The organism is Caballeronia catudaia, assembly GCF_001544755.2.
Lineage (GTDB): Bacteria > Pseudomonadota > Gammaproteobacteria > Burkholderiales > Burkholderiaceae > Caballeronia > Caballeronia catudaia.
In genome coordinates this window covers 167,677-179,715 of the sequence record NZ_FCOF02000002.1, presented here as the reverse complement: position 1 = coordinate 179,715, position 12,039 = coordinate 167,677, and the positions used below count along the sequence as shown (strand labels likewise).

13 protein-coding genes are annotated in these 12,039 nt (G+C 63.6%); 7 read left to right on the top strand and 6 right to left on the bottom strand.

The features are described 5' to 3' along the window. Position 1: 1 nt before the first annotated feature. The 3 genes from AWB75_RS38005 to xseA all read right to left on the bottom strand — a co-directional run bounded on the left by AWB75_RS38005 (position 2) and on the right by xseA (position 2,636). On the bottom strand, positions 2-154 hold the full coding sequence (locus AWB75_RS38005) for a hypothetical protein (protein ID WP_200821994.1): 153 nt from the start codon (positions 152-154) through the stop codon (positions 2-4). Between the two features lie 325 nt (positions 155-479). After that, on the bottom strand, positions 480-1,061 hold the full coding sequence (gene sodB, locus AWB75_RS03075; RefSeq protein WP_061122600.1) for a superoxide dismutase [Fe]: 582 nt from the start codon (positions 1,059-1,061) through the stop codon (positions 480-482). A gap of 198 nt (positions 1,062-1,259) precedes the next feature. Further along, the gene (gene xseA / locus AWB75_RS03070) at positions 1,260-2,636 is read right to left on the bottom strand and encodes an exodeoxyribonuclease VII large subunit (protein ID WP_061122599.1); all 1,377 of its coding nucleotides are present in this window, start codon (positions 2,634-2,636) and stop codon (positions 1,260-1,262) included. Between the two features lie 460 nt (positions 2,637-3,096). Here xseA and lpxK point away from each other — a divergent pair, with 460 nt between their 5' ends. The 5 genes from lpxK (at position 3,097) to AWB75_RS03045 (ending at position 7,037) form a co-directional block, all read left to right on the top strand. Further along, positions 3,097-4,113 carry a tetraacyldisaccharide 4'-kinase gene (gene lpxK / locus AWB75_RS03065; protein ID WP_061122598.1) on the top strand — a complete coding sequence of 339 codons (1,017 nt, stop codon included), beginning with the start codon at positions 3,097-3,099 and terminating at the stop codon, positions 4,111-4,113. Then, positions 4,094-4,300 (top strand): Trm112 family protein, encoded by a 207-nt coding sequence (locus AWB75_RS03060; RefSeq protein WP_061122597.1) that lies wholly within the window; start codon positions 4,094-4,096, stop codon positions 4,298-4,300. The genes lpxK and AWB75_RS03060 overlap by 20 nt, the downstream gene beginning before the upstream one ends. A gap of 15 nt (positions 4,301-4,315) precedes the next feature. Then, on the top strand, positions 4,316-5,107 hold the full coding sequence (gene kdsB, locus AWB75_RS03055) for a 3-deoxy-manno-octulosonate cytidylyltransferase (protein WP_061122596.1): 792 nt from the start codon (positions 4,316-4,318) through the stop codon (positions 5,105-5,107). A 292-nt stretch (positions 5,108-5,399) separates the two neighbouring features. After that, positions 5,400-6,065, top strand: a complete 666-nt coding sequence (gene adk, locus AWB75_RS03050) for an adenylate kinase (protein WP_061122595.1) — start codon at positions 5,400-5,402, stop codon at positions 6,063-6,065. Positions 6,066-6,278: 213 nt separating this feature from the next. After that, positions 6,279-7,037 (top strand): 3-hydroxyacyl-CoA dehydrogenase, encoded by a 759-nt coding sequence (locus AWB75_RS03045; RefSeq protein WP_061122594.1) that lies wholly within the window; start codon positions 6,279-6,281, stop codon positions 7,035-7,037. Positions 7,038-7,055: 18 nt separating this feature from the next. Here the strand turns inward: AWB75_RS03045 and AWB75_RS03040 are convergent, their stop codons facing one another. Both AWB75_RS03040 and murJ read right to left on the bottom strand, forming a co-directional pair. Next, entirely contained in the window at positions 7,056-7,901 is an 846-nt protein-coding gene (locus AWB75_RS03040) for a SirB1 family protein (protein ID WP_061122593.1), read from the bottom strand. Next, on the bottom strand, positions 7,901-9,451 hold the full coding sequence (gene murJ / locus AWB75_RS03035) for a murein biosynthesis integral membrane protein MurJ (RefSeq protein WP_061122592.1): 1,551 nt from the start codon (positions 9,449-9,451) through the stop codon (positions 7,901-7,903). Before murJ ends, AWB75_RS03040 begins: the two co-directional genes overlap by 1 nt. A 370-nt stretch (positions 9,452-9,821) precedes the next feature. Here murJ and rpsT point away from each other — a divergent pair, with 370 nt between their 5' ends. Next, on the top strand, positions 9,822-10,100 hold the full coding sequence (rpsT, locus tag AWB75_RS03030; RefSeq protein WP_061122591.1) for a 30S ribosomal protein S20: 279 nt from the start codon (positions 9,822-9,824) through the stop codon (positions 10,098-10,100). A 132-nt stretch (positions 10,101-10,232) separates the two neighbouring features. Here the strand turns inward: rpsT and AWB75_RS03025 are convergent, their stop codons facing one another. Then, positions 10,233-10,568 (bottom strand): DUF3579 domain-containing protein, encoded by a 336-nt coding sequence (locus tag AWB75_RS03025; protein WP_061122590.1) that lies wholly within the window; start codon positions 10,566-10,568, stop codon positions 10,233-10,235. Between the two features lie 511 nt (positions 10,569-11,079). Here AWB75_RS03025 and argF point away from each other — a divergent pair. Continuing rightward, positions 11,080-12,009, top strand: coding sequence for an ornithine carbamoyltransferase (gene argF / locus AWB75_RS03020; protein WP_061122589.1), 930 nt, complete (start codon positions 11,080-11,082; stop codon positions 12,007-12,009). The last annotated feature ends 30 nt before the right edge of the window (positions 12,010-12,039 follow it).

The following is a 12,039-nucleotide window of genomic DNA, read 5'->3' as shown; positions in this document are numbered from 1 at the left end:
CTTATGAGCCGTTGTTCGAATCGGGCCGCAGAAGATCGAAGCCCGCGAGCGCGATGACGCCGGAAAGCGCGATGAGCGCGACGGAATGACGGCCGAAATACAGCAATGCCGCGGCTGACCAGGCCGAGAGGCAGAGGAAGGCGAAGCGTTTCATGATGGACTTCCGATGCGGAGAGCCTTGCGGCACTGACGTATTCTAGGCTGGCGTCCCGAATGGCGCAGCGACGGGTGTGCTGTCGATGAGCCAGCGCAAATACGTCGCCGCCAACAATTAGTGATCCGAACGATCTAGCATTGAATTCTAATGCAAGGGTGAGCATCGGGCGCGGAACGAATAAAGACGCTCGCATTCTACGGACGCAAAGGCGCTTCACATACGCGACGTCCTCCGAACCTTGCCACAAAAAAAAGCCGCATCGGCCAAGGTCGATGCGGCTTCCGATACTTCAAGCGAAGGTCGCCTGAACCTTCAACGGCTATTAGGCGCCAAAATTCTTCGCCGCGAAATCCCAGTTCACGATATTCCAGTAAGCCTCGATGAACTTCGGACGCGCATTGCGATAGTCGATGTAATACGCATGCTCCCACACGTCGATGGTCACGAGCGCCTTAGCGTCGGTCGTGAGCGGCGTGGCGGCGTTGCTCGTCGACACGATGTCCACGGTGCCGTCGGTCTTCTTCACGAGCCACGTCCAGCCCGAGCCGAACGTGCCAGTCGCGACCTTCGCGAACTCTTCCTTGAACTTGTCGAACGAGCCGTACTTTGCGTTGATGGCGTCAGCCAGCGCGCCGGTCGGAGCGCCGCCGCCGTTCGGCGACAGGCTGTTCCAGAAGAAAGTGTGATTCCAGACTTGCGCCGAGTTGTTGAACACGCCGCCCGACGACTTCTTCACGATCTCTTCGAGAGGCAGGTTCTCGAATTCGGTGCCCGGGATCAGCTTGTTGAGGTTCGTCACATAGGTCTGGTGATGCTTGCCATAGTGATACTCGAGCGTTTCTTCCGACATGTGCGGAGCGAGCGCGTTCTTGTCGAACGGCAGCGGCGGGAGCGTATGTTCCATGATGCGAGCTTCCTTTCTATGTGGTTTGTGGGGGACTGTGAGGAATGATGCAGTGGAGCATGGATTGTAGGCGAGTTGGGATAACCCGGCAAACCGTGTGCCCTTTATGAGGAAGATCGCTTTCGATTCGATTCGAGCGGCGTAAAAAGTGCTCCGGCGCGCACCTCGGCCAACGTCAAATGTACGCTGCTCCTGCGCTCAGAATTCGTCTGACAGACGCGGCTGGACATCGGCGAGAATCACATCCGCCGATCCTTCCGCGAGGTGAACCGTCAGCGGCCGCTTCGGCTTGAGCGCATTCGGCGCACGCAATGCGCGGCCAGATTGCGCGTCGATCAGCGCGGCATAACCGCGTTCGAGTGTGCGCTGCGGGCTCAGCACCTGCAAGCGCGCCGCCAGTTCCGAAACGCACGCCTTCTCGCGTTCCGCTCGTCGCGCGTACGCGCTCCCGATGCGCTGCGCGAGCCGCAATACATGCTCGCGCCCGGCCGCGACATCCGGGCGTCTGCGCTGCCAGCGGAAATGCACCAGCGCGAAGTGTGCGCGCGCATCGCGCACGGGCCGCGCGCCCGCCGCGACGAGACGGCCCGCCAGTTGACGCAGATGCGTCCGCTGGCGCGCGAGCCGCTCGGCGGGACTCACGAGCCTGCGCGCAAGCCAGTCGAGTTGCTGCTCGCGACGCTCCATCGTCCTGCCGAAAGCGCGCGCGAGCGCCGCATGCCGATGATCGAGCTCGCGCAACAGCAGCACGCGCTGCGGGCTCACGAGTTCGGCGGCGGCGGTCGGCGTCGGCGCGCGCACGTCGGCGGCGAAATCCGCGATGGTGAAATCCGTTTCGTGCCCGACGCCGCTCACCACCGGCAGCGCGCTCGCCGCGATCGCGCGGGCGAGCACTTCCTCGTTGAACGCCCACAAGTCTTCGATCGACCCGCCGCCACGGCACACGATCAGCACGTCGAGCCTGTCGACTTCGCGGCGCGCGTTGGCCGCTTCGACCATCTCGGCGAGCTTCGCGCCCACGCCCGCGCCCTGCACCGGCGCCGGATACACGACGACGGGCACATGCGGTGCACGGCGCGCGAGCGTCGTGAGCACGTCGCGCAGCGCGGCCGCCTGCAACGACGTCACGATGCCGATGCCACGCGGATGCCCCGGCAACGCGCGCTTCCTCTCCGCCGCGAACAGCCCTTCGCTTTCGAGCTGCGCCTTCAGGCGCAGGAACGCTTCATAGAGCCTGCCCTGCCCGGTGCGGCGCACCGCTTCCACGTTCAGTTGCAACTCGCCGCGCGGCTCGTACATCGTGACGAGCGCGCGCACTTCGATCTTGTCGCCTTCGCGCGGCATGAACTCCGCGTACTGCGCGCGGCCGCGGAACATCACGCAGCGCATCTGCGCGCCCGCGTCCTTGATCGAAAAATACCAATGGCCGCTCGCCGCGCGCGTGAAGTTCGACACCTCGCCCGACACCCAGACGAGCGGAAACGACCGTTCGAGCATCGAACTGATCGCGCGGTTGAGCACGGAAACAGGGATGACGGCGTCGCCGCTTTGTGATGGCAGGGTGTCGGGAGTCATGGCTCGAACGGAGAAAAGCTGGCGATGCGGCCGCCTGCCCGATGGACAAACGCCGCTGGACGCGGTGCGCAAGTGTAACAAGTGTCCACACAGAAAGACTTACCGTCGCGCACGCCGCAGCGTCGCCGGAAGCCCGACACTTCGTTCTAACAGGTTGATTTCGCTAAAAAAAATTCAAGTAATGAGTGTAAGTCCCGGAGCAACTCTTTCCTGACGCGGTTTTGCGGTTTGCGGGCCACAAGTTCTTCACAGAGTTATCCACAGGCGTCTTACCCGCGCCGCCGACTGGCGCACACGGCGCTCGCGCGCTAGAGTGCCGGGTTCGAGTAACGGACCGCGCAGCCCGTCAGCCGCGTTTCGCCGAAGCCGTTCAACGCCAACCGATATCACGAGGAGCTGCCGTTGCACGTCACGCCACGTCCGACTTCCTTCCCGACAGCGTCCCGCGCGAAGGCGGTCCATGTCTGATTTCAAGCCGCCGATCGAGAACTTCCTCGCCCGCGAATGGCGCCGGCGCGGCCCCGTTGCGTGGGCGCTGACGCCTTTCGCCTGCCTCTTCGGCGCAGTCGCGGCGACGCGGCGCGCCTTCTTCGAACTCGGCTGGCTCAAGCGCATCGATCCTGGCGTGCCGGTTGTCGTCGTGGGCAACGTGACCGTCGGCGGGACGGGAAAGACGCCGACTGTCATCGCGCTCGTCGAGGCCCTGCGCGCCGCCGGCTTCCAGCCGGGCGTCGTCTCGCGCGGCTACGGCGCGAAAGTCGCGAAACCGACGAGCGTCACGCCGACGAGCAGCGCCACGCAGGTCGGCGACGAGCCGCTCCTGATCGCGCGCCGCACGCACGCGCCGGTGTTCGTCTGCCCGGATCGCGTGGCGGCGGCGAAGGCGCTGCTCCAGGCCCATCCAAATGTCGATGTGCTCGTCTCCGATGACGGCCTGCAACACTATCGCCTCGCGCGCGCGTTCGAACTCGTCGTGTTCGACGACCGTCTCGGCGGCAACGGCTTCCTGCTGCCCGCCGGCCCGCTGCGCGAGCCGATGTCGCGCCGCCGGGACGCCACGCTCGTCAACAGTCCGTATGAGCGCACGCTGCCGCCGTGGCCGAACACGTTCGCGCTCGAGCTCGAAACCGGCGAGGCATGGCTGCTCGACGATCCGCACCAGCGCCGTCCGCTCGACCAATTCGTGGGCGAGAAAGTGGTCGCGGCGGCGGGCATCGGCTCGCCGGAGCGCTTCTTCGCGACGCTGCGCGCGGCGGGCATCACACCATCGACGCGCGCGTTTCCCGATCACTACGCGTTTCGCGAGAATCCGTTCGCGGGCGTGGAAGCCGATGCCATCCTGATCACCGAAAAGGATGCAGTAAAATTGGGTGCCTGGCGCGACGCACGCATCTGGGTCGTTCCGGTGCAAGCCGTGCTGCGGCCGCGCCTCATCGCTCTTGTTGTGGAGAAACTCCGTGGACGCACGTCTGCTTGAAATCCTCGTTTGCCCGATCTGCAAAGGCCCGCTCACTTACGATCGCGCCGCGCAGGAACTCGTCTGCAGCGCCGACAAGCTCGCCTATCCGATCCGCGACGGCATTCCCGTGATGCTCGTCGATGAAGCGCGTCAAACGGTCGAAGGCACGCCCGTCGAGCCGATCAAACCGGCCGGCGACGCCTGATCCTGTAGAAAAAACATGTCCGTTCCGTTCATCGCGGTCATTCCCGCGCGCCTCGCGTCCACGCGCCTGCCGAACAAGCCGCTTGCCGATATCGGCGGCAAGCCGATGGTCGTGCGCGTAGCCGAGCGCGCGCGTGAATCCGGCGCATCGCACGTGCTCGTCGCGACCGACTCCGACCGCGTGGTCGAAGCCGCGCGCGATCACGGCATCGAAGTGATGCTGACGCGCTCCGATCATCCCACCGGCACGGATCGCCTGGCCGAAGTCGCGACGCGTCTGAACTGGGCCGACGACGCGATCGTCGTCAACGTGCAGGGCGACGAGCCGCTCATCGATCCTCGGCTCGTGCGCGATGTCGCCGATCATCTCGCGGCGCATCCCCAATGCGCGATCGCCACGGCCGCGCATCCGATCCACGATCCGGCGGACGTGTTCAATCCGAACGTCGTGAAGGTCGTGCTGGACGCACAGAGCGTCGCGCTCTACTTCTCGCGCGCGCCGATTCCGTGGACGCGCGATCTCTGGCAACCGCACTGGCCGGACGTCGCCGCGCTCGGACAGTTGCCTTGCGTGCCGGAGAACGTGCTGCGGCATATCGGGCTGTACGCCTATCGCGCGAAATTCCTGCGCGGCTTCCCGAATCTCGCGCAGGCGCCGATCGAAGCCGCCGAAGCGCTGGAACAACTGCGCGCGCTGTGGCACGGCGAGCGCATCGCGGTGCGCGTGACACGGGACGCGCCGCCGCCCGGCGTCGATACGCCCGCCGATCTCGAGCGCGTCCAGGCGCTCTTCCCCAAAGCGAACTGAAAGCCGCGGCACAACCCGTGTAAACCCCGCCGAATGCCCGATTCGACGGGGTTTCTGGCGGTTTCCATACGCGTTATTACGGTCGCGATCGTAAAGAGCCGTGGCATAATCAAGCGATTGCGCGAGCCTTCCGGTCAGCGCCACGCTCAACGTTGCGCCGCTGTCCGCCGGTGCCCGCCGCCTCTCTTTTCGGCCGCGCGCCCTGTCGTCGACGCCGCACGAGCCAGGCCTTCCGGATGTCAAATCAGCCTCGCGGCTTGAAGCGGTTTATAGACGATTCGGAGATATCACCATGCGTTTGATCCTGTTGGGCGCACCCGGTGCGGGCAAGGGCACCCAGGCAAACTTCATCAAGGAGAAATTCGGCATTCCGCAGATTTCGACCGGCGACATGCTGCGCGCGGCCGTCAAGGCAGGCTCGCCGCTCGGCGTCGAGGCGAAGCGCTACATGGACGCGGGCGAGCTGGTGCCGGATTCGCTCATCATCAATCTCGTGAAGGAGCGTTTGCTTCTCGACGACTGCAAGAACGGCTACCTCTTCGACGGCTTTCCGCGCACGCTGCCGCAAGCCGAAGCGATGAAAGACGCCGGCGTCGCGATCGACTACGTGCTCGAAATCGACGTACCCTTCGAGGAGATCATCACTCGTATGAGCGGTCGGCGCGTGCATGCGGCATCGGGCCGCACCTATCACGTCAGGTTCAATCCGCCGAAGGTCGACATGACCGACGACGTCACCGGCGAGCCGCTCATCCAGCGCGACGACGACAAGGAAGAAACGGTGAAAAAGCGTCTCGACGTGTATGTCGCACAGACGAAGCCGCTGATCGCGTACTACAACGACTGGGCGCAGAACGGCTCCGCACCGAACGGTCTCAAGGCGCCGGAGTATCGCAAGATTCTCGGTCTCGGCACCGTCGATGAAATCCGCACGCGCGTGTTCGACGCGCTGAAGTAAAGCTTCTCGCGTTCGTTCGTGTCCGATGAAAGCCCGCTCCCCGTGAGCGGGTTTTTTTGTGCCCATGCATCCGTATAAGCGCGCATGACCGTCGTGCGGATTTGCAGCAGGCGGCTTCGCTACAATCGACGCGTTTCCTACAAGGACACGCATCGGCGCGAGCGGCTTTCATCCCCGCCCTCGCACGCACGAATCACATAAAGGAGAAGAAGCATGGAGATGCAAGGCAACGTCTTTCTGATCACCGGCGGTGCATCCGGTCTGGGCGCGGCGACCGCGCGGCTCATCGCGAAGAACGGCGGCAAGGTCGTGCTGGCCGACATGAACGAGGCAGCGGGCGAAGCGCTCGCGCAGGAACTCGGCGGCGCGTTCGTCAAATGCGACGTGAGCCAGGAAAGCGACGGCCAGCGCACGATCAATGCCGCGCTGAAGCTCGGCACGCTGCGCGGTCTCGTGAACTGCGCGGGCATCGCGCCGGCGGCGAAGACGGTCGGGCGCGACGGACCTCATGCGCTCGATCTCTTCTCGAAGGTGATCGCGGTGAATCTCATCGGCACGTTCAACATGATCCGGCTCGCGGCGAACGTGATGTCGAAGAACGAAACGAATGACGCGGGCGAGCGCGGCGTGGTCGTGAACACGGCATCGGTCGCCGCGTTCGACGGGCAGATGGGTCAGGCGGCTTATGCTGCGTCCAAGAGCGGCGTCGCGGGCATGACGCTGCCGATCGCTCGCGATCTGAGCAGGAGCGGGATCCGCGTGATGACGATCGCACCGGGCCTCTTTGAAACGCCGATGCTGCTCGGCATGCCGAAGGACGTGCAGGATGCGCTCGGCGCGATGGTGCCGTTCCCGCCGCGTCTCGGCAAGCCGGACGAATACGCGATGCTCGTCAAGCAGATCTTCGACAACCCGATGCTCAACGGCGAAGTGATCCGCCTCGACGGCGCAATCCGCATGCAGCCGAAGTAACCGCGCGCGCGGCGATGGTCAGTCGTCGTCGTGCTGCGTGCGTTGCCGCAATTCGTGCAATTCGGTCTCGACGACCGTCGCGTCTTCGGCGTCGGGCCGAATCTCGATATAGCGCTGCAAATCCTCCAGCGCCGGACGCAGGTAATCGAGTCGCGCATACGCGAAGCCGCGATCGCGCACTTCCTCGATGCTGTGCGGCAGCGCGATCACGAGCCGTTGCTGAACCGCGAGCAGACGCTGCCAGCGCTCCGTCTGCAAGTAAATGCCCTTCAGATTGCGCAGCATGCGCGCGATGATCTCGCGGCGCGTCGCGGGCTGCAGCAGAACGCGCAGCGCGCTGCCGATCGATTCTCCCGCGCGCTGCACATACGGCTCCAGCATCTCGACCATCTGCGCTTCGGAGAGCGTCTGACCGGTCGTCGGATCGAGCATCAGATCCTGGCCGGGCGTCGCGACGCGCAGCAGGAAATGCCCCGGAAACGACACGCCGCGCGCCGGCACGCCGAGCTGCTCGGCCATTTCCAGATAGACCACGGCGAGCGAAATCGGAATGCCGCGCCGGCGCCGCATCACCACGTTCAGATGGCTGTTGTCGGGGTCGTAGTAATCGTTGAGGTTGCTGGAGAAACCCAGCTCGCGAAAGAAATAACGATTGAGCGCATCGACTTTCTGCTTCACGTCCGCGTCGTCGGGCACGCGGCGGCGCGCACGCACGACGAGTTCGTCGATCTCGGCGAGCACCGTCTGCATGTCGAGGTCGGGATACGCGTCCTGCGCGAGCGACAAGGCCGCTTCCGTGAGCGGAAGCGTGTCGTCATCCGCCATCAGCGAAGAAAAGTAGTCGAGGATACGCGTTGTCGTCATCAAAGCGTGCGTCTCTTGAAATAGGCGTATTTGAAGCCCATTGCGGACAGAATACCGAAATATAGCGCGGCGAACACGACGAGACTCGCGCCGAGCAATGCGACGCGCAGGAACGGCGTCGCGCGCATGCCGATCCAGTCGAAGTTGATCGCGACCCAGTGCATCGTGCCCGCAAGAATCAGGCACGCGCCGATCAGTTGCGCGAAAAAGCGCAACCACCCCGGCGACGGACGATAGATCTTGCGGTGGCGCAGGCCCAGGAACAACAGACCCGCATTGGCGAGCGCGCCGAGGCCGATGGAAAGCGTCAGACCCGCGTGGGAAAAGATCGGCACGAAGACGTAGTTGCTCACCTGCGTCATCACGAGCACGAAGACGGCGATCTTCACCGGCGTCTTGATGTCCTGCTTCGCGTAGAAGCCCGGCGCGAGAATCTTGATGAGGATGAGGCCGACAAGCCCGATGCCGTACGCCGACAGCGCGCGGCCGACCATCACGACGGAATGGTTGTCGAATCTGCCGTAGTGAAAGAGCGTCGCGGTGAGCGGCTCGGCGAAGAAGAACAGCGCGATCGCGCTCGGCGCGGCCAGCAGGAAAGTGATCCGCAAGCCCCAGTCGAGTAGAGCGGAATACTCGACGTTGTCTGCGTCGACATGCGCCTTCGAAAGGCTCGGCAGGAGAATCGTGCCGAGCGCCGCACCGAGGAGCGCGGTGGGGAATTCCATCAGCCGGTCGGCGTAGTTGATCCACGAAACGGCGCCCTGCCCGATATTCGACGCGATATTCGTATTGATGATGAGGCTCAGTTGCCCGACCGACACCGCGAAAGTCGCGGGCACCATCTTCAGCAGCACGCGTTTGACACCCGGATGCGCGAGCGCGCGCGGAAAACTCAGGCCGATGCGCGGCACCATGTCGATTTTCTTCAGCCCCGGAACCTGCACGAGCAATTGCAGGATGCCGCCCACGATCACCGCGTAAGCGAGCGCGTACACGGGCATTTTCAAGTAAGGCGCGACGAACACCGCCGCAAAGATGAACGACACGTTCAGCAGCACCGGCGCGAACGCGGGCAGCGAGAACTGCTTGTAGGTATTGAGCACGCCGGACGCGAGCGTCGTCATCGAGATGAAGACGATGTACGGGAACATGATGCGCGTCATGTCGACCGCGAGTCCGTAAGCGGTGCCTTCGTGCGCGAGCCCCGATGCGACCGCGAACACGACCCAGCTCGCGCCGGCCATGCCGATGATCGACAGCACGACGAGGCCCCACGTCAGCACGGTCGACATCGCGTCGACGAGCGCCTTGGTCGGATCGTGGCCCTTGCTGTTCTTGAACTCGGCGAGGATCGGCACGAACGCCTGCGCGAACGCGCCTTCCGCGGACAGGCGCCGCAGCAGGTTCGGAATTCGGAACGCGACATAGAACGCGTCGGTATAGAGACTGGCGCCGAAGGCTCGGGCGATCAGCGTTTCGCGGATCAGGCCGGTCACGCGGGACAGCAGCGTGAAGCCGCTGACCGTCAGGAGGGCTCGGAATAGATTCATGGGGCGCTTATTATACGGGGCGCCCGCGACGCGCCTACCAGACTGCGCTGATTGCGAACGCTCGCTGGCGGGCAACGCCGCACGATTGGCCGATTGCATCCACCGCGGCCCCGTCGGACGGCGTGCGTACGCCGCGCTTGTCACGTCTCATATTCCCTTGCTATAATTGCGGGTTTCGGAGCTCCGCTTTGCGTGGCTTCACGTCTTTTCCGGCCCTGCCGGCTATGTTTTAAGGTTCTCGGGCAATCGTTCCCGGGATTTCAGATCAAAGGCAGCACGCTCGAACGGCCTGTCTCCAAGGCTCTTCACGGCCCTCGCCGGCCGCGTGCTCCGGACAAGTAACAGCTGAAACAGGAAAAAGGAAACCGTCATGGCAAATACCGCACAAGCTCGCAAGCGCGCCCGTCAGGCCGCCAAGGCCAACTCGCACAACTCGGCGCTGCGCTCGAAGTTCCGCACGGCCATCAAGGCAGTTCGTAAGGCTATCGATGCTGGCGATCAGGCCAAGGCCGCCGAAGTGTTCAAGTCGTCGGTCAAGACGATGGACATCATCGCGGACAAGAAGATCATCCACAAGAACAAGGCCGCTCGTCACAAGAGCCGCCTGGCTGCAGCCATCAAGGGCCTGCAGGCCCCCGCGGCTCAGTAATTCCAGCTCGCTTCCGGCGCGCGCTCCGCTCTTAAGGACCGGCCGTTCGCCGAAGCAGCTTCCTGTTTCCGCTGCGCAGTAACGAAAAAGCCCGCTTCGGCGGGCTTTTTTGCGTCTGAGCTCTCTCGCGCTTCAGGTGTTCTGCTGCGTCTGCGTGCCGTGATGCGGCGGCAGCTCGCACGCCTCGGTCACGACGAGATCATTGTCTTTCGCGAAGTTGAGAACGAAGTCGAATGCCATCGGCTCGATGTCGCGCAAGCGCGAATCGAGGATCACGACCTTGATGTCGCCGATCATCGTCGGGCGAACGTAGATGGAATATTGCAGACGCGCGTTCGGCCCTCTCGCCTTGGGACCGAAGCCGGACATCACGCCAGCCAGGCGCTCGCACCAGTCGCTCGGCCGAAACTTCCTCCCGCTCTTGGTGATGCCTTGTATGAAGTATTCGGTAGGGGATGATTCAGCCATGTAGCAATACCTTTTGACGGCCGGTGGCGCGCACCGGAACGCACATGCCTGACGCAGGAAACCGAAAGTGCCGGCGCAGCGATGGCGCCGGGCGGTCTTGCGCGAGCCGATTCTGTGAGAGAACCGTACGCGCCCGCGACAGGAATGGCGGACTCGACAGCACTGGACAGACCACCGCGGAATCGAAAACGCGCACAATCACGCCGACCGGATTCTTGCGAATCGTTCGCCGCTGATGCGCATGAAACGCTGCTGAGTGTTGCAGAACTGTTGAAACGAGCGAGCGCAATTATACAGCAGCGGCCTCTATTCCGCAGCGCACACAGACATCCGACACGCCGCGCCGGGACACGAACGCGCCGCCGACGGGGCCTGTGCGACGACGATCGTCCTTTTGGCCAGCCTCGTCAAACATCACAAAATCCTTTATGCTCAAATGCGATACCCACTTCCGACGGCGGCGCCGTCCGGCCCATGAACGCGGCCGGTTCGGAGCCGCCGCTTGCGTTTCATGACCGCCAAGAAAATTCGCCACTATCTTCAGTTCAAGGATTTTTCGCTCGACGACTACGAGTACGTGCTCGAACGCGCGCGCATCCTGAAGCGCAAGTTCAAGAACTACGAGACGTATCATCCGCTGCACGACCGCACGCTCGCGATGATCTTCGAGAAAAGCTCGACGCGCACGCGTCTCTCGTTCGAGGCGGGCATCTTCCAGCTCGGCGGCCACGCGGTCTTCATGAACACGCGCGACACGCAGCTCGGCCGCGGCGAGCCGATCGAAGATTCGGCGCAGGTCATTTCGCGCATGGTCGACATCATCATGATCCGCACGTTCGGCCAGGACATCATCAAGCGCTTCGCGGAAAGTTCGCGCGTGCCGGTCATCAACGGGCTGACCAACGAGTATCACCCGTGTCAGGTGCTGGCCGACATCTTCACGTTCTATGAGCACCGCGGGCCGATTCACGGCAAGACGGTCGCGTGGGTCGGCGATGCGAACAACATGCTCTATACGTGGATCGAGGCGGCCCAGATTCTCGGGTTCAAGCTGCGCCTGTCGACGCCGCTGGGCTACAAGCTCGATCCCGCGCTCGTCGCCGAGGAAAGCAAGCCGTTCTTCACTGAATTCGACGATCCGAACGAAGCCTGCGCAGGCGCGGACCTCGTCACGACGGACGTGTGGACCAGCATGGGCTACGAAGCCGAGAACGAAGCGCGCATGAAAGCGTTCGCCGACTATTGCGTCGATGCCGAAATGATGGCGCGCGCCAATCCCGATGCGCTCTTCATGCACTGCCTGCCCGCGCACCGCGGCGAGGAAGTGAGCGCGGATGTCATCGATGGTCCGCAGAGCGTCGTCTGGGACGAGGCGGAAAACCGTCTGCACGTCCAGAAGGCGCTGATGGAGTATCTCCTGCTCGGCAAGCTCAACCATTGAGCGCCGACGAGCCGCGCATCCCAAATTTAC